Raw genomic sequence first — 19,312 nt, 5'->3', positions numbered from 1 at the left:
TATTAGTACTATACAACTTCCAAATCTTTTATATCAATTTTCCATACCGTCTTCATAAAAGTTTGCTTCTCCTTAATACTTGGCTTATAGTATTTATTGAAAACCTCCAAACTTCTATGCCCTGTGTAACTCATTATAACCTTGTCAGGGATTTTTTCATTTTTCATTATGGTAATAAAGCTGCGTCTTGCGGTATGGGAAGATACCCTCTCATAAAATGGGCTAAGGGTTTCCACAATATCACGGCCTATTTTCATGGTCTTTTTAACTGTCCAATCATATTTCATTAGTTTAAAAAGCTCTTTCAAATAGTCATTGAACTTTTGATTTGAGATTTTTGGTAATCGATAGTCATATTTTCGTAAAATATAGCTGGAAAGGTCGTTTAAAGGTATTTCCAAGGTCTTCTCCTTGTTCTTATCATCTACCACCCTAATTAATTCGTTTTGAACATCAACTTTTCGAACTTTGGAATAATTGCTATATCTCATTCCAGTGGCGCACCCAAATACAAATAAGTCTCTCACTTTTTCTAGTCTTTGATTCTTGCCAATTTCAAATCGAAATATGTCGTAAATCTGTTCTTGAGAAAGAGCTACCTCATCTGTATCCTGTGCCTTCGGAAGTTTAAATTTTTGGAAGTCCATTTTATAGGTATGATTGTTGTCAAATGCCCAATACATAAAGGTTTTGAAAAGTCCTACATTCCTTCTAAGTGTGTTGGCTGAATGATGTTTGATTTTAATGGAAAACTCAATTAACGAATTATAGAAGGATTGATTTATTTGATTGAAATGAATTTTCTTTTTCCTGTAATCCTCAAATTCTTCTAGCAGCTTTTTATTATATCTATATCGATTAATGGTAGAAACTGAATTAGCGGTTTCAGTAAAATCAGTTTCCTTAGATAAAAGAAAGAGATTGTAAACTTCAAAAAACTTACTTGATATAGCCTTGGAACGTTTAAACTCCTTATCAAAGTCTTCCTTAATGGATGAAATAGTTACCTCCTTATTGGCAAGTTTATATTCACTGATTAAATCGGAAAAGAAGTTTGAATATCTGTCCAATTGTCTTTGAATTGCCCTGTGTTTGTTGGCTTCCTCAGTTCTTCCTGTTAAGTTTTTAGGCTGCCTGAAATCATAATTCCATTCATTAGGTGACAGAAACTCCCCCGTTGAGTAAACAAACTTTCTTCCCTCTGTCTTAAAATACACCGAGAACAGTATCAGAGAATGCCCCTTTTTATTGGGTTTCTTTAAATTAAAAGTAAACTTCATGTCTTAATCTACTGGTTGACAATCCAGTTGACAGTAAAGTTAGGTTTAAGTAGCAGTTTTGTATATAATAGTTTTTATCATTTATCAACAACCAGCTGATTATTAGATAACTTATGATAAATCGTTAAAGTAGTTATAAAAGGTTCAAATACCTCTTCCTCCGCAATCTAAGTTTAAAAGCTCCTTTTTAAGGGGCTTTTGCTTTTTCAACAAACCGGTCAATCAGCTTAAACTTCATTGGAAATCAACTCTAAACTAGGCCCGTAAAAGGTTCACCGCCTTAACCAATTAATCATTGCTCAAGCGATGGGTATAACAACAAATCTCGATCTTAGGAAAGGCAACGTGCTAATCTTCAAAATCGTCATGGAATTTAATTTCCCCTTCGTCATTGGCAAGTTTAACATTGTCTATCATACCTATCCCATTAAAGAAATAGCTTAATTCCATAATGTCCCCAAGAGAATCCAGATATGAGGTGGAAAAAACTTCCGATCCGTTGAGATCTATACGTACATTTTTATCGTCCGTATTGATTTGTAAATCATTCCATTGATACATATTTGTGGTAAGAGCGGTAAGGTCACTGGTTTTGCCATTATGAAGTTTATCCCCTACCCTAACGGCGAGCTCACTGCCGCAACCTTTATTTCCAATCATTATCCAATAATAACCTTTTGTCCCTTGAAGATGAATATTGATTATGGGGCAATCCACATTTTCAAGAGGTTGCATTCCAAATGAGGTGGTATAGGATAGATTATCGCCTTCAACCTCAAAATTTTTGACGTAGTAATATGCCAATTGAAATTCCTTATTGACATCAATGCCCTTAATCTCCAAGGTATCCTTGTTGATCCGTAAATGCCCATTTTTTGACCAAAGCGTTTTATCAAAAGTAAAGATTCTGGACATGGGCTGTCTTGCTGCGACAAACCAATCTTCATAAACCACATGAATGGGCATTTCCTTAACAACCTCATCATCGGCCATAAGCTTTGCCGTAAAGTATCCTGGAATGTAGTAGATGTCGGTCCGCTCTTGGGTGCCTTTAAAAATCTCCACCTTTCTGGAGCTATCCCAACTTTGTTGTAGAAAAAAACTATCGGCATCGATCGCTTCAATGTCATACGTAAAGACCACGGTATTTGGCAATTTGTTCTCAACCGTCTTTCGATGCCCAAAAGTAACATCTCCAATTACTTTGGTTTTGGTGGGTCTTTTTTGAAGGGTTGTTGCCGCTCCAATAAGAATCAAAATGATGGGTATAGCCAACATCCAACCAACAGTCACTTTTCTAAATTTCTTTTGTTGTCGAAATAGTTTTTGGGGTTCAGTCCGCTTCTTTACGGCTCTATTGACCAAGGAATCCGATTTCAGCGTTCGCCAATCCTTTTCAAATGCTGTTTTTGATAAAGCATCTAGGGTTGATATATGGGGAAGACGCTGGTAATTATTGGACCAAATCCTTTTTAAAGTGGATACACTAAGTCTGCATCCTGCCTTTTCCTCGATATAATAGGAAAGAAAATCGAAGTCTTTTTGGGTCCACGTGGCGGACCCCTGAAGATTGGCCTCCTCAGCAATTTTCTGCTTCACATTCTCTAAAAGCGTCCAATCCGAAGTTATCATCTAATTGATTTTCAGTGTTTTGTATCCATGAAACTAAAATGAACAAAAAATGATTCAAAAATGACCACGCTCCTAAATGAAGTATCTATAGTTTGGATTTCTCACATTCAAAAGACAGTCAAAATGAAAATCCGTTACACTAATTTACTATTTATTGCCATGTTGGCAATCACCTTTGCCAATGCCCAACAATCCATTTTCAAAACCAGCGAATACACCGTGTATTCAGAAGATAACAAACAAGTGATTGTAAAAGATACCTTGTTCAAAGGAAAACAGGCTCTAAAATTGGACGGTAAAAGCCGTTCCATTGCCTTTTTGCATGGAATCGATACAAAAAATTTTCGAGTAGAAATGGATATTGCCGGTCAGATAATGTCCGGGTTGGGATTCCACGCCAAGGACGGAATGAACTACCAGTTTATTTACTTTAGACCAGGATTGGGTGGTACTCGGGAGGCTATCCAGTACATTCCAATTTATAATGGGGCACTGAGCTGGGTCTTTTACAATTATCCGATTTATGAGACCTTAGCGGATGTAAAATCCCTGGAATGGTTCCACGCGGCCTTCGAGGTCAGGGGCAAAAACTTGAAAGTCTTTGTAAACCATGACCCCGAACCAAAAATGGATATTTCTATTTTGGAGAACCCAGTTGGTGGTGGAAAGCTTTTGCTCAGAAGTCTATTCGGTCCCTCCTACTTCGCCAACATTACATACCAGTCGCTGACCGATGTTGACATTATGGATGAGCCCCTTCCCAAATCCGATTTTTTAACCACCTGGGAGATCTCCGAACAATTCCCTAGAGATACGACTGACCATGATTTCCATAAGATTCTGGACCGGGCCAAGGAACTTGATAATTGGAAAACCATCAATGTACCTGAAGATTCCTATGTTAATTTATCTCGATACTTCGAGCATCCACAGGGGGTACTGGTGGCTAGGACCAATATAGATAGTGAGACTACATCCAGCCGAAACCTCCATTTTGACTATGTAGGACGAATAAAAATCATCTTGAACGGAATCGACCTATTCGCAAACAACAACATAAAATTTGAACGAGTTTTCGATGGTACATTTACCACTGGATTACGCCTGGAAAAAGGTAAAAATGAACTTGTGATCATAGCCGAGGGAGATGGCGCTTTTTTTGGCGAGGGTTTTAGATATTTGGGAAGAAACCAACACACTAATTGGGGTTTCATTGCTAGAATTGAATAAATGTTGATTCTTTTTTAAATGGGAAAATCAGGTTCTTTGGTTGATGAGTTCTATCCGAGTGCAAGCAACCTCACAAGTCCATCCGATTTGTGGGGATGTTTTTTTGTCAAACACGTTCAAGACCAACTTGTTTAGTAAGAAAAGTAAGCAAGGATTGAAATACATCTCCCGGCAGAATAAAAAGAACAAAAGTGCTGAAATAAATACAGAACCCTAGCCACCGGTGGTTTTTGGGAGGGTTGCCACATTTATCCTTACTTTAAATTATTCTTATCAATCCGTTAGGATATTTGTCATTTTTCGAAGACAAATACATTTTTTATACATTTATCGTATAAAATTTCATTTAATCAGGTATTGGATTGAAATGTCAACCTTAAAACCAAAAACCAACATACTGCTCCTAGGGGAGTTCAAAAAGGGGAATAAAAAAGCTTTTAGGAAGCTATTTGAACTTTATTGGGAATCCATGTTCATCAGGGCAAAATCCATACTCTTGGATGAGGATGTTGCCAAGGACGTGGTACAGGAAATCTGGTTAAACCTATGGCAAAAAAGGGAACATGGCAACTTTGAAAACTTTGAGGCCTACATTTTTAAATCCGTCAGCAATGGTTGTTTTAAATATTTACGGGACCATAAACTCAAAACTGTTCACGTACGGGCTATAGCCGCATTGGAATTGCCCCAAGCATCTGACATTACCAACAAACATAACCTGGACCAGACTAGGTATATCATAGAAAAATCCTTGACTGAGCTACCACCACGTTGTCAGCAGATTTTCAGACTGAGTAGAATTGAAGCTGCCAGTAATGAGGAAATTGCGGAACGTTTGGGCATCTCAAAGCGATCCGTGGAAAATCAAATGTCCATTGCCTTAAAGTCCATTAGACAAAATCTGAGGCTGGCGCAATCCTCGATCATTACCGTTTTGGTTCTCCTTTCCCTCCTATAGTCATTTTGCAAAAGCAAGGTTTTTTACACTCCATCATTCATGTTTCAAATGTTAAAATTATGTTAAATTTATTATATCAATGTGAGTTCCAACCTCTTCTGGGTTCATCTATGTATAGCGACGAAATATGCAAGAGCACGAATTCAAAAAACTGTTGGGCAAATACCTAGATGGATCGATATCCAAGGAGGAGTTGGAATTATTGGAAAAGTTTGAGCAAGAACTAGACAAAGCCAACGATCAGCCCCACTTCGAAAACGAGTCGCACAAAAAAGCAATCAAATCCTCCTTGTGGACTTCAATCCATACCAAGGCCCAAGATTCTAGAAAGAGGCGGTCCATTGTTTGGAAAATATCAGGAGTTGCGGCCCTATTCTTAATCCTGCTTACCACAGGATATCTCTATATGGAGCAAAGCAGTACAAATACAAACTTTGTAATTCCTGAAAATGCTATTACCCTGCAACTTGAAAATGGGGATGTTAAGGTCATTCATGAAGATGGACAGGCGGAAGTGCTTGATGCCAATGGAAATGTAGTCGGAAAACAGGATGGGGAACGTTTGAAATACTCCAACAGTGCTTCCAAAAAGGAATTGGCCTTCAACACCTTGACCGTACCCAGAGGAAAAACTTTTCAACTTCAATTGTCTGACGGAACAATCGCCCATCTGAATGCAGGGTCTTCCATTCAATATCCCGTGCAGTTTATACCTGGTTCGGACAGATTGGTCTCGGTAACAGGTGAAGCTTACCTGGATGTGGCAAAAGATCCTGAGCATCCTTTCGTTGTAAATGCCAATGGATTAAATGTTCGCGTGCTGGGCACACAATTCAATGTATCCGCTTACCCGGAAGACGAAACTACCGAAGTTGTGCTTGTTGAGGGAGCCGTAAGTCTGTATACCGAGGAGGAAGGATATGGTTCTGAAAAAAATGTAAACCTAAAGCCCGGCTTCAAGGGAAGTTTTGATAAGATTAAAAACAATATTCAAACCTCTAAAGTCATAACCGGTCTGTATACCTCGTGGATCGATGGGAAACTGGTTTTCCGAAACATGACCTTTAGCAACATCATGAAGAAATTGGAGCGACACTACAATGTGAATATAATAAACAACAATTCGGATTTGACCCATGAAGAGTTCAATGCAAATTTCGGAAATGAACCCATAGAAGATGTACTCATGGAACTAAAGGCCAATTATGGTATTGAATATCAATTCCTGGACAATAAAATAATTATCGAATAACTACCTAACAGCTAAACTTTAAACCGTACCGCGTATGACATAAACCCAGAAAAGATGTGAACTAATATAAAAATGATCACTTCAAGTAAAGGTCGGAATGGGCCAAAAAAAAATCGGAAAATGCTGCGAACATCTTCCGATTGGTAGAAGTGATCCATCTAAAAAGATTAACCACAATTAACACTATAAAAGTATGAAAAAACTTCTTACACCTAAAAGAAGCCTATTTCCAGTATTTAAATATGACCTAAAAATGAAACTCAGTACGTTGTTCCTTCTGGCTGCTCTTTTTTCTATGCAGGCCAATGATGCCTACGGACAGCGTGCCAAAATAACACTGGAACTGAACAACGTTTCTGTTGGACAATTGATAGACGAAATAGAAAGCAAAACCGAGTTTGAGTTTGTCTATAAAATCAAAGATGTCGACATAGACCGAATTGTCTCCATTAAGGTGGACCGAGAGCGTATCACCAATGTATTGAACCAAGTATTTCTTAATACGGAGACCACATTCAATTTGAACGACCGCAGAATTTACTTGGTAAAAAGAGCTGAACCTGAGCACCTTGCCCCACCGGAAGAATCCAATGTCCCTGACAAAATTCAGTTTTCGGTTAACGGTTCCGTAACCGATGAGAATGGACAACCACTTCCCGGTGCCAGTATCGTTGAGCAAGGTACCGCAAATGGGGTGAGTTCTGACTTCGATGGCAATTATAGCATTGCGGTTTCCTCCGAGAATGCCATCCTAGAGGTTTCCTATTTGGGATATTCCACTCAAGAAATCGCCGTGAGCGGACAGTCAACAGTAAATATTCAACTGCTACCGGATGCCGGCAAATTGGAAGAAGTGGTCATCATTGGTTACGGTGCAACCACCAAAGAAAAGTTTAATGGGGCGGTTTCTAAGATTGACAATGAAAAGTTGAACAACTTCTCTTCTGCAAATTTTGAGCAGGCACTTTCGGGAAATGTATCGGGAATACAGGTTCTTGGGAACGGAAAGAACCCGGGTGAAAACTCTGTAATACAGATTCGTGGTCTTAATACACTTACCGCAGGAACCAATCCATTGATCGTAATAGACGGAAATCCATTGTCCGAAGGTTCCTCATTTAGTTCCATCAATACTCAGGATATCGAGTCAGTGAATATTCTTAAAGATGCAGCCTCTGCTGCCATCTACGGTTCCAGGGCCTCCAACGGGGTAATTTTGATCACCACCAAAAAAGGAAGACAAGGAAGTCTAAAGGTCACCTATGATACCTACTATGGTTTTCAGAATCGTATCGACAACTTCGAACTGGTGGATGCCTATGATGCTGCCTTATTCGATTCCGATTCCAGGAATTTTGGATACGTATCTGGAGGACCAGGTAGGAGCATCAATGATGATAATGCCACTCGAGATGCCAACGGTGGAGGAAAGCGTAGCCGTATTCCAGGTTATCTTCAGGGCTATTTGGATGGACAGGCAGGTTTGACGAATACCAATTGGACAGAAGCCGTATTCCGCACTGCAGCCCAGCAAAACCATTATCTCAATCTTAGTGGTGGAACCGAGAAAACAGATTACTCCATTTCCTTCGGGTATCTGAATCAGGAAAACATCATTATGGATTCTGATTATAAACGCTATACCGCCAACATGCAGTTGAATTCCCAAATAAACAAACGGATTCGATTTGGAATTACTTCCAATGTTTCGTTGGTTAACTCCAACCCCACCGGTGAGGCCGGTTGGTCCAATTACGGATTGGGAGAGCGTGCCCAGCCAGACCCCAGCTTCTCCATCATATTGATGCAGCCCTATTATCCAATTCGTAATGCAGACGGTACTTTTGCCATTGCAAACCAGTTGCAGGATAATAATGATAATTGGGACGGCCCCATTTCTGAAAATACCGTGGCGCAAACCGCCTTGACCGATTTTTTTGAGCGACGTCTAAGAGTTTTTGGAAATGCCTACGTGGAAGTAGAGCCTTGGAACGGCCTAAAGTTTAAAACTTCACTAGGTGGTGATTTCAATACCATTTTCACTGAGTTTTTTGCCCCTTCTAACATAGGTAACTATAGAACCCCTGTGGCAAATAACCTTACACAGGCCTTTGAGAACAACGCAAGAAGAGAGAATTTCATCACGGAAAACCTATTGACCTACAACAAAACATTGGACAAGCATACCTTTGATGCTCTATTAGGTTTCAGTTATCAAGAAGAGAGTTTTTTCAACACAAGATTACAGGGAAACAATTTTGCGGATGACAATCTTAGAAACATTGCCGGGGCCACCAATCCCTCTTCAATTGTTAATAGGAGCAAATGGGCCCTTGAATCCTATTTTACCCGTCTGCAATACGATTATGATGGTAGATATTCCCTTTCAGGTTCCTTCAGAAGGGATGGTTCATCCCGTTTCGGAGCGAACACAAAATACGGAAACTTCGCATCGGTCTCTGCCGGATGGACCTTGAGCAACGAAAGCTTTTTTCCAGAAGACGGACTTTTAAGTTTCTCAAAACTGAGGGCCAGCTGGGGCCAGACTGGAAATAACCAAATTGGGGATTTCGGTTCCATAGCATTGATCGATCCAGATAATTATGTGGTAGATGGACAATTGATTCCCGGTTCGTATACCGAAACCTCTCCAAACCCGGACCTTTCATGGGAAACCAATACCGCACTAAATGTGGGTGTCGACCTGGGTATTTTGGATAACAAGCTATTGTTTACTGCAGAATATTACAAATCCAAGACTTCTGATTTGCTCCTGGAAGTTCCAGTGCCACAACAATCAGGATTTTCCCAGTCCTTACAGAATATTGGGGAGTTGGAAAACAAGGGATTCGAATTTGAAATCCGGGGAAATGGTTTTGAGATTGGCGAACTTCAATTGGGCTTCAATGCCAACATCACAACCAATCAAAACGAAATATTGGCCTTAGGTGAAGGTCAGGAACAGATTATCCAGAACAACGGAGGGATGAATTTCTTGACGAAGGTTGGCGGAAGCATTGCCGAGTTCTATGCTTATGACATTCAGGGAGTGTTCAGGTCTCAAGCTGAACTAGATGCGGCCACTGTTACCCCATTAGCAGGTACAGAAGTTGGCGATTATGTGGTGCGGGATGCCAATGGTGATGGTCAGATTACTCCAGATGATAGGGTCACCCTTGGGGACTACAATCCAGATTTCACTTATGGCTTCGGTTTCAACCTTAATTACAAAGGATTTGATTTTAGTGCACAGTTTACCGGAATTGAAGGTAGAAAAGTCTCTGATCGAATGGTATACTTTGCAGAAAGTGGCGAGGGCTTTTTTGTACCGACCAAACATTATTTTGACAACTACTATTCCGATAGAAATCCTAATGGCATTTTTAGAAGACCTGATTTTTCAAGTTTTTCCTCTGCGGGAAGGCTGACAAGGGCCTCCAGCCTATCCGTATATGATGCGGACTATTTCCGTTTGAGAAGTCTGCAAGTGGGCTATAACTTCCAAGAAAGTGTAACCGATTATCTGGGAATCGATTTCCTAAGAATATACCTAACTGGGAACAACATTTTCAATATAACGAATTTCAGGGGGTACAACCCGGATGCCTTAGATACTAGGCCGGACCCCTCGGGAACAAGAGGAAATAGAAGACAAACCCTGACCAGGGGATGGATTCAATCCGCAAGTCCACTGACACGCTTTATGGCGCTTGGATTAAACGTTAAATTTTAAACCGAAAACTGAACAAAATGAACTTTAATAAATATATATATTTAATGGTTTTCGTCCTCCTTGGGCTGTTTTCTTGCGAGGATGAATTGGATATTGTACCCATTACCGAAAAGTCTGCCAATAACTTCTACTCCAATGAGCAAGAACTCGAAAGTGCAATAGCCGGGGTTTATGCTCAATTGCAGAATGGAGGACTCTATGGCCTGGATCTAATTGGTGTTGGTGAAATATCGGGGGAAGATTCCTTTGAGGAAATCGCAGCAAATGATGGGGGTCGTTTTGGGCAATTGGATGATTTTTCGACCAACGCGGGCAACGACCTTGTTGGGGACATATGGCGCGAATCCTATAAAGGTATCCAGAGGGCCAATACCGTTTTAAATCGAATTACCGATATTGAATACGAAGATGCCTCTCTCAAAACGAACAGAATCGGCGAGATGAAATTCATTCGGGCCCTGCTGTACTTTAACTTAGTAAGGCTCTATGGAGATGTTCCCTTGGTCACAACGGAAACAGAGAGTCCCTTCGATTTCTTTGGGCAGGGACGAACCCCACTGGCCCAAGTTTATACCCAAATAGAATCGGATTTAAACGATGCCATTCAAGATCTCCCTATAAGCAAGGAATCAGGTAAACCTGCCAGGGGTGCGGCCCAGGCACTGTTGGGTGATGTGCAGTTGACCCAGAGTGACTTTAGTAATGCCCTGACCAATTTGGAGGCGGTTGTCAATTCTGGTGAATACGCCCTAGCCGCTACTACAGCGGAGATATTTGGTGTGGACAATGAAGGTAATTCCGAGATTTTATTTGAGGTACAGTTTGCAAGTGGATTTAATGTAGATGGCAGTTTTGAGGGTAGTCCTGCAGGTTCGCAGTTTCGTCCCTCCGGGACAACCGCAAATGCAAAGGGGCATAATCTGCCCACTCAGGATTTTATAGACTCTTATGACGCGGCGGACACCAGACTCAATGATTATGTCGGTGTTGACCCCGGGGCGAATCCTTTCTATTTTTCCACAAAATATGAGATTTCAACCACAGGTGCCGATGATGGCGGAAGTGACCACCTCATTATTCGATACGCTGATGTCATTCTAAAATATGCCGAAGCACTGAACGAAAACAATCAGACCCCTGAAGCTATACTTCAGCTAAATGCAGTTCGGTCCCGGGCCGGCCTAGGAGCAACCACGGCAACAACACAGACCGAAGTTAGGGCTGCCATTCGCCAAGAACGCCGTTTTGAGTTTATTGGAGAGGGACACCGTTGGTTTGATCTAAAACGATACGGTACGGCAGTTTCGGTAATGAATACTTTTTTCAATAATACCGGAGTCAATGTAACCATAGATGACAACAATCTGATCCTTCCAATACCGCAAAGTCAATTGGACACGGATTCGTCCATAACCCAAAATCCAGGGTATTGATTAGAATGACCGTAATAAAAACAACACCAGTTAGTTTGAGTTAGTTTAGTTTATTTTAATTCCATTGGGGGGATTATATCCCCCCTTTTTATTTTAAGCTGCGCTCAAACAAAACAATACTAAAAACAACATGAAACGCCTTTTCTTTTTTTCAGTTCTTTTGATATGGGTAAGCTGCAAAGATCAGCAACCCAATCCAATACCTTCAAAAGATGGGACACATCACCAAGTGTCCTCCATCCAGGATAAAATTGCCAATCTGAACAATTCGGAGAATAAAGAGATTATCGTGGTAGCGCATCGCGGAGATTGGCGGAATGCTCCCGAAAACTCCTTGAAAGCCATCCAAAATTGCATCGACATGGGTGTGGATATGGTCGAGATCGATATTAGGGAAACCAAAGACGGCCATTTGGTGCTCATGCATGATGAAACCATTGACCGTACCACTACCGGAAAAGGATTTGTCAATGATTGGACCTTGGACTCATTAATGACATTGTACTTAAAAGATGGTCTGGGAGTCCCCACTCCACACAAAATACCAACGCTGGAAGAAGCTTTGAGGACAACTAAAGACAAAATCTTGGTAAATCTGGATAAGAGTTACACCATTTTTGATAAATGCTTCCAAATTGTACAACTTACCGAAACCTCGGATCAAGTACTTATTAAGGGAGCAAAGACAAGAACAGAAGTAGAACAAGAATTTGGCCTTTATCTGGACGACTTCAATTTTATGCCCGTAATCCGTCTAAAAAAGAACAGCAAAGAAATCGTGGATGATTATATAAAGCATCGGAAACCGGTGGCCTTCGAATTCATAGTTTCAAAGGACACCACAGGTTTAGGAACTTACTTTAATACAATTCGGAAAGCGGGGTCAGGTGTTTGGGTCAATTCCCTTTGGCCCCATCTAAGTGGTGGACATGATGACGAAAAAGCAGCAATTGATATCACTACATATCAGTGGTATCTGGACAATAACGTTGATATCATACAAACGGACCGACCGAAGCTGCTCTTAGATTATTTGCGAAGCAAGAACATGCATAACTAAGAATCCCATGATTTTAGATTCCGAATTGATTCTAAACGCTGATGGAAGTATTTTCCATTTGCATTTGAGGCCGGGGCAAGTAGCCGATACCGTTATTCTTGTGGGTGATCCAAAACGGGTGGATGTAATTGAATCTTTATTTTCCGATATCGAATTCAAAATAGCCAACAGAGAATATGTGAGCATGACCGGAAAATTCAAGGACAAACGAATTACAGTGGTTTCCACAGGTGTTGGAATCGGCAATATCGATATTGTGATGAACGAACTGGATGCATTGGTCAATATCGACTTTGAAACCAGAGAAATAAAAAGTAAAAAGAGAAAATTGGAATTTATACGGATCGGGACCTCCGGCAGTCTTCAAAAACATATTCCGGTTAACTCATATGTCATTTCCGAGAAATCCGTAGGGTTCGATAATCTTCTATATTTCTATGAAAAAGGAGCTGAAGTCGTCAATGAAGAGTTCCGTAGGTTACTTCGGATTTTGGTGGGAGGACATTCCATTTTTCTAAACCCGTATGTGGTGGATGCTTCAGAGAACTTGCTTGCCCAACTAAAGAGTGCGGAGACCTTTACGGGAATCACCATCACCGCTCCAGGGTTTTATGTGCCGCAAGGCAGAGAACTGCGCCTCTCCAAAAAACTGGATGGCATCAACAACAAGCTTTCACTATTTGAATATCATGGTTACCAAATTACCAATTACGAAATGGAGAGCTCTGCCCTTTATGGCCTGTCCAAAATGTTGGGACACGATGCTATTGCCATTTGTTTGATCATTGCAAATAGATTGAACAAGAAAGCCAATAAAAACTATCGTAAAAATGTGAAAGAACTCATAACCTATGTTTTACATAAGATTACCGCAGATGAATCCTAAAATCGTCCTAATTCTGACCACCCTGCTACTAGGTTCCCATTTGGCCTGTAAACCAAGGTCGCAACCAGTTGATTCCCATCGGCAAAACATGGAATCATCCAAAACCCAAAAGAAACTCGGAGATTGGCAAGAGGGTTATATGGATATTCACCATATCAATACTGGAAGTGGAAACTGCACGTTTTTTATTCTTCCCGATGGCACTACTATCATTTTGGATGCAGGAAGTATGGACAAGAAACGATTTGAAGAAAAATACGCCCCTTTAAAAGCCACCTCGCCCGCACCGGATGACAGCCAACCTACTTGGAAATGGATATCGGACTACATCAAAAGTACCACTCCTGAAAGACATCGGGACACTATAGATTATGCTGTAATCTCACATTTTCATTCGGATCATTATGGAAGTCTAATGGATTTAGGGAAGGACATTCCATTTGGAAAGATAATTGATCGGAATTCTCCCGGGCTCAATTTTCCATTTGACCTTGCAACCCATCTAAAAAATGACAGCATCTTTCAAGAATATCTTTCTTTTCTAAGAACAAAAAAAGTACCTGCCGAAGCCTTGAATGTTGGCAGTAAATCCCAAATAGAACTTTTGAATAACAGGAACAGGTATCGCAACTTTTCCATTCGTAATATAAAGTCCAATGGTACTATTTGGACAGGAACGGATAGCACTACCATGGAATATTTTTCCGCAAAGGAGATGATCTCGTTTTATGAAGGTGGTTACAATGAAAATCCGCTGAGCTTAGCGTTAAAAATGTCCTATGGCGATTTCGACTATTTCACTGGAGGTGACAACACAGGTCTTCAAGGCTTTGGCCTTCCTAAATGGTTTGATGTTGAAACTCCAATGGCCAAAGCGGTTGGGCAAGTAGAAGTAACTACGCTCAACCATCACGGAAACCGAGATGCTACGAACCAGTTCTTCGTTGAAACCCTAAACCCAAAAGTGGTAGTTCAGCAACTATGGTGCTCGGACCATCCGGGACAAGAAGTATACCAACGGCTCATTTATCAAAATCAAAAAAACAACGAAAGGCATATTTTCTCCACAAACATGCACCCTGAAACCTTGGTTACCTACGGTCCTTGGTTTAGGGACAATTACAAGAGCCTTCAAGGGCATATTTTAGTTCGAGTCACCCAAAATGGAGCAAGCTATATGGTCTATATTTTGGATGAGAAAACCCTAAATATCAAAACAACTTATGGTCCCTATCAAAGTCAATAAACGAAATCTTGTGGTTATGTCAATGGTTGCACTATGCAACCTGTTTGGCCATGCACAACAAAAGGATAAACCCAAATTGGTTGTTGGTATCATTATCGACCAAATGCGGGCAGAATATTTGTATCGATTCCAGGACAATTACACGGAAAACGGTTTCAAACGACTGATGTGGGAAGGGTTCAATATCAAGAACATGCACTACAATTATATGCCGACCGCAACCGGTCCCGGACATGCATCCGTATTTACAGGTACAACTCCAGCAAATCATGGTATAGTAGCCAATGATTGGTACAGTAGATCTAAAGTAAGAACCATGTATTGCGCCGAAGATGATTCGGTCTTTTTAACCGATGGGGATAAAATCATGCAGGAAAAAGTAGATATGTATTCTCGTTCCCCAAAAAATCTTTTGGCTTCTACCATTACCGATGAGTTGAAACTATTCAGCAATGGACGCTCCAAAGTCGTTGGATTATCAATCAAGGATCGTGGTGCAATTTTTCCCGCTGGGCACTTGGCCGATTATGCCTTTTGGTACCACTCGCCAACAGGAAAGTTCATTACCAGTACCTATTATTCAGAAAAACTTCCCAATTGGTTGATGGAATTTAATCAACAAAAACTGGCCGATTCCCTATTAAATCTTACTTGGAATATGCTAAAACCATTGGAAGCTTATAAACACAGTGGACCAGATAATGCAGCCATGGAAAAGGTTTTTAAGGGAAGGGTCAATGCAACATTCCCCTATGGTTTGAAACAGCTGTATATGGCCAATGGGAATTTTGAAATGATTCCCTTTGTTCCCTTCGGGAATACCCTTTTAAACCAATTGGCCAAAACAGTTGTACTGGAAGAAGGTCTGGGGCAGCAAAATGAAACGGACTTTTTAACCATAAGTTATTCCAGTACGGACTATATAGGTCACAGCTTTGGCATTCGATCCAAGGAATTGGAAGACACTTACATCCGTTTGGATCTGGAAATTGCCGATTTGCTATCCTTTCTGGATTCCCAAGTGGGTAAGGGCAACTACCTCGTGTTTCTTACTGCAGATCATGCGGCCAGTGACCATCCTGACTTTCTTAGGGCTTCAAAATTGCAAGGAGAGTACTTTGATGTAGAATCCATTAAACAACAATTGGATTTAGAATTATCCGAGCTTTTCGGAAATGAAAAATATGTCGCATATATGGATAAGACGCAGATCTATTTTAATCCAGTAAAAACTCCAAAAGACGAAATATTAAAGGCCGCTGTATCTGTTTTGACAAAGTTGGAGGGAATTCAAGAAGTATACGTTCCCGGGTTTCACTCCAACAGGAATCTGAACATAGATAAGACTTTTAGGAAAAGTCACCACAAGGAAAATTCTGGGGACATTTTGTTACATTTTAAGGAGGGTTGGATGCCAAAAAGAAGTGTAGGGACAACACATGGTGCCTTTTACAATAATGATACCCATGTGCCTTCCCTTTGGTTTGGATGGCATATTCAAAAGGGACAAACGGTCAAAAAAAAGACCATTGATCAGATAGCCCCCACCCTTTCCATGTTGTTGGACATCCCCTTACCGTCCAATGCCAGTAACGAACCCATACATGAGTTGTTCGAATAAATTCAATGAAAAGACATGAAGTAGTCCCATCAATCCTTTGAACAATCTTCTCCCCACCCGATGGGATATTGTACAACAACGATCAATAAACCAAAAGGTTTCTATCGAACTCGTCAAAATGGTTTATTACCGGTAATTCAAATTCTAAATATTCATCGTCGTTTGAATTCACAATAATAACTGTTGAAGCCTTGCTATTAATTGCTGACTGTATGCCAGAAAAAGAATCTTCAAATATTATGGTTTGCTCTTTTGCTATGCCCAAGCTATCCATAGCTTTCAAAAATATCTCCGGGTGCGGCTTGCCCTTCACGGAACCATCGTTATAGATGATGTTTTCCGCATCAAAATATTCCAGTAGGTTGAATCTATCTATAAAGAAATCCACATTGCTTTTTCCTGAGGCGGTTGCAATTGCCATGGGAACCTCATTTGCCTTAAGCTCTTCCAACAACAATTTGGCTCCCGGGGCAAGTTCCATCTTGTGTTTTAGGCATTCATTCCTGTAGAGCACTTCTTTTTCTTCCGTAAACTGATGAATCTCAACGGCACTCAACTTTCTGCCAAACAGGATTTCAAAGGTGTCTTTCCCGTTTCTCCCATGAATATATTCCCGTTTCTGGGCCTTGGTCAAACTGATGCCATAGTGTTGCAAATATTTATCCCAAGAACTTTCCTGATATGGTGAATCCCAAAATAAAGTTCCGTTAAAATCGAAAATCACCCCGCCTTTTCTCATCATACTTTAATTATAACTGGATTTTGTATTGGCATATAGCCCATCATTTAGTTATCATTAGCTATCGGATAGGGCGATTTTTACTCCTAGAATTATGAACACGCCACCTGCGACTCTATCCAACCACAATTTAATTTTATTATTCTTTCTGAACTTAGCGGCTATTCTAGACGAAAACCAGGCAACCATAAAAATTTCAAAGTTTATGACTCCCATGACTTCTCTTACCAAGCGTTATTTCAAAGATATCAACTTCGCTTTGGATTTAATGCTCCCGCTCCGCACATCAATGTCATTATCCAGACTCCATACATGATAATTTTCTGCAAGGGCATCCGGGGCATAGGCAATTTCAGCCTTGGTGTACTTGCCAAGCACCATATTTTCGTGAATCGTCTATAAAGATTTATCTATTGCAACAAAATAGAATAGATTTCTGCGCGTATTTTTTCAATCCCATCGTGTAGTGGACTGTAGGTGACGGTCCCTAAATTGACCGCCAAGAAGTAGTATAGGTTTTTTTCCGGAATATAATAGAGTTCACAGCCTGCTCCGATACCGCCGCCTGAATGCCCATAGGCTTCCAAGTTACCCACCTGGACAAAATCAAGTCCCAGACCATAGGCAAATTCCCCCTTATCATTTTTCACCCATTGTTTCATAAGTCCAAGGGTCTTTTTGGAAAGTAGTTGACCTTCCATTAACCCTTTTAAGAACTTAACGGCCTCCACAGGTGTGGTCACTATACCATCGTCCCCGATCATATGCTGGACGTTTTTCCGTTGCAGGTACGTTGCATTTTCCACTATCCCGGTACTGTTGCGGTCCCAATAGCTGTTAACAAGTTCTTGGTAGTTCAGGAAATTGGCATCATTTCTATAAAAGGTACTGGATAGCCCCAATGGCTTAAAAATAATATCATCAATACATTGGGCATGGTCGCCTGTTATCTGATCAAGAATCAATGCCAGCAAAACATAATTGGTATTCCGATACGAATATCGACTCCCAGGTTCAAAATCAAGTGGTTTCTTCCTTATATAGCCAAGATAGTCCTCACCGGTAAAGGCATATTCGGGAGTTTGCAGTAACCTTGCCACATAGTTTGGATTAAAATTGTACTCTGGAATACCGGAAGTATGGTTCAAGAGCATCTTAACACTGATTTTTCCTGCTTCTGAAATATAGCCACTGATGTTTTTGGGCAGATAGTCCGTAATGGGCTTGTCAAGATCAATTTTTCCTTGCTCGTGCAGTTTCAAAATGGCCACCGCATGATAGGTTTTAGCAACGCTTTGTAGATATTGAAGATTGCAAATCCTTAGCGGGGTTTTATCCTCTATTCTGGAAAATCCTTTTGCGGTGTACCACCAACCATTATCCGAAAACACGGCAATAGCTGCTCCCGGAACGCCATTCCGGACAAGCTTTCCCATGGCCTCATCCAATGCCTCGGCTCGTACAAACCCCCCAATAGGCTGAACGGATTCGCATGGATGTACCATAAAATCCTGTGCTAGTGCATTATTGAACATTACAGCAATCCAAACAATGTATATTTTAATGCTAAGTCTTTTCATCTCTCTACTGTTTAAAGTGAATGCGTGAACCAACCTGTAAAAGTGTTTCTGGCACTAGGGGAATACTCTCATTGTATCCTTTCAACAATACAAATTGATAACTTACAAAAGGTGACACATAGGTTCCCTCTGAATACTTATTATGGCCCAAGGAAACTCCAACAGGAAGCGCAAAAAGCCCTTTACCCTTTTTCCCAACGGACTTCCATTCACTGTTTTCTTGCCGGAACGATTGTGTTGGTCTGGATGTTAGCATATAGCCGGCACCCAATTTCAGTTCTGTATAGAGATTATTGGTAATTGTTGGTCGCCATACTGCTTGGGAATACAGGAAAACACCATTCCCAACATTTTTATTCCTGTACCACATTAGGTTGAATTGTTGTACCCAGTTGTGATTACCATTATAGCTTACCTCCGTGCCTATACCGATTCCAATATTGGACAAATTGGCCTTTAGATTCTTAAAGGGCATTGATAGTGAATGGAATTGCAAGGTTATGACCAAGGGGTAGTTCCTATAACTCTTAGCAGGTTCGCCCTGCCCACTTATGGAATTCATGAACCAACAGCTCATCAGAAATAACAAAAGTTTTTGTTTCATGATTTAATTGATTGATGATTCAAAAGTATAATCCACTTTGGATAGGAATGTGGACCGC

15 protein-coding genes are annotated in these 19,312 nt (G+C 40.6%); 9 read left to right on the top strand and 6 right to left on the bottom strand.

The window, feature by feature from the left end:
* Window positions 1-8: 8 nt before the first annotated feature.
* Window positions 9-1,280: a tyrosine-type recombinase/integrase gene (locus BUC10_RS03130; protein ID WP_073176429.1), complete on the bottom strand. Its 1,272-nt coding sequence runs from the start codon at window positions 1,278-1,280 to the stop codon at window positions 9-11.
* A 348-nt stretch (window positions 1,281-1,628) separates the two neighbouring features.
* The gene (locus BUC10_RS03125) at window positions 1,629-2,912 is read right to left on the bottom strand and encodes a hypothetical protein (protein WP_073176428.1); all 1,284 of its coding nucleotides are present in this window, start codon (window positions 2,910-2,912) and stop codon (window positions 1,629-1,631) included.
* A 123-nt stretch (window positions 2,913-3,035) separates the two neighbouring features.
* Here BUC10_RS03125 and BUC10_RS03120 point away from each other — a divergent pair, with 123 nt between their 5' ends.
* The 9 genes from BUC10_RS03120 (at window position 3,036) to pafA (ending at window position 16,331) form a co-directional block, all read left to right on the top strand.
* Window positions 3,036-4,142 (top strand): hypothetical protein, encoded by a 1,107-nt coding sequence (locus BUC10_RS03120; protein ID WP_073176427.1) that lies wholly within the window; start codon window positions 3,036-3,038, stop codon window positions 4,140-4,142.
* Between the two features lie 367 nt (window positions 4,143-4,509).
* Window positions 4,510-5,100: an RNA polymerase sigma-70 factor gene (locus BUC10_RS03115; protein ID WP_073176426.1), complete on the top strand. Its 591-nt coding sequence runs from the start codon at window positions 4,510-4,512 to the stop codon at window positions 5,098-5,100.
* 127 nt (window positions 5,101-5,227) lie between these two features.
* Window positions 5,228-6,352: a FecR family protein gene (locus BUC10_RS03110; protein ID WP_073176425.1), complete on the top strand. Its 1,125-nt coding sequence runs from the start codon at window positions 5,228-5,230 to the stop codon at window positions 6,350-6,352.
* Between the two features lie 193 nt (window positions 6,353-6,545).
* A complete protein-coding gene (locus tag BUC10_RS03105) occupies window positions 6,546-10,085 on the top strand; it encodes a SusC/RagA family TonB-linked outer membrane protein (protein WP_084732515.1) in 3,540 nt (1,179 codons plus the stop codon).
* Window positions 10,086-10,102: 17 nt separating this feature from the next.
* Entirely contained in the window at window positions 10,103-11,518 is a 1,416-nt protein-coding gene (locus BUC10_RS03100) for a RagB/SusD family nutrient uptake outer membrane protein (RefSeq protein WP_073176423.1), read from the top strand.
* Between the two features lie 130 nt (window positions 11,519-11,648).
* Entirely contained in the window at window positions 11,649-12,578 is a 930-nt protein-coding gene (locus tag BUC10_RS03095; RefSeq protein WP_073176422.1) for a glycerophosphodiester phosphodiesterase family protein, read from the top strand.
* 7 nt (window positions 12,579-12,585) lie between these two features.
* Window positions 12,586-13,464, top strand: a complete 879-nt coding sequence (locus tag BUC10_RS03090) for a nucleoside phosphorylase (RefSeq protein WP_073176421.1) — start codon at window positions 12,586-12,588, stop codon at window positions 13,462-13,464.
* Window positions 13,465-13,552: 88 nt separating this feature from the next.
* The gene (locus tag BUC10_RS03085; protein ID WP_165614846.1) at window positions 13,553-14,710 is read left to right on the top strand and encodes a ComEC/Rec2 family competence protein; all 1,158 of its coding nucleotides are present in this window, start codon (window positions 13,553-13,555) and stop codon (window positions 14,708-14,710) included.
* A gap of 16 nt (window positions 14,711-14,726) precedes the next feature.
* Entirely contained in the window at window positions 14,727-16,331 is a 1,605-nt protein-coding gene (gene pafA / locus BUC10_RS03080; RefSeq protein ID WP_165614845.1) for an alkaline phosphatase PafA, read from the top strand.
* An 82-nt stretch (window positions 16,332-16,413) separates the two neighbouring features.
* On the opposite strand, the gene BUC10_RS03075 is transcribed toward pafA, so the two are convergent.
* The 4 genes from BUC10_RS03075 to BUC10_RS03065 form a co-directional block, all read right to left on the bottom strand.
* Window positions 16,414-17,073, bottom strand: a complete 660-nt coding sequence (locus tag BUC10_RS03075; RefSeq protein WP_084732513.1) for an HAD family hydrolase — start codon at window positions 17,071-17,073, stop codon at window positions 16,414-16,416.
* 231 nt (window positions 17,074-17,304) lie between these two features.
* Complete coding sequence (locus BUC10_RS17795) at window positions 17,305-17,451, bottom strand: hypothetical protein (RefSeq protein ID WP_165614844.1); 147 nt, start codon at window positions 17,449-17,451, stop codon at window positions 17,305-17,307.
* Window positions 17,452-17,480: 29 nt separating this feature from the next.
* A complete protein-coding gene (locus BUC10_RS03070; protein WP_222843710.1) occupies window positions 17,481-18,650 on the bottom strand; it encodes a serine hydrolase domain-containing protein in 1,170 nt (389 codons plus the stop codon).
* Window positions 18,651-18,654: 4 nt separating this feature from the next.
* Window positions 18,655-19,254, bottom strand: a complete 600-nt coding sequence (locus BUC10_RS03065; protein ID WP_073176417.1) for a hypothetical protein — start codon at window positions 19,252-19,254, stop codon at window positions 18,655-18,657.
* Between the last annotated feature and the right edge of the window lie 58 nt (window positions 19,255-19,312).

The sequence above is a fragment of the Flagellimonas flava genome (assembly GCF_900129665.1).
Classification (GTDB): Bacteria; Bacteroidota; Bacteroidia; order Flavobacteriales; family Flavobacteriaceae; genus Flagellimonas; species Flagellimonas flava.
This window is presented reverse-complemented; position numbering and strand designations above follow the sequence as displayed.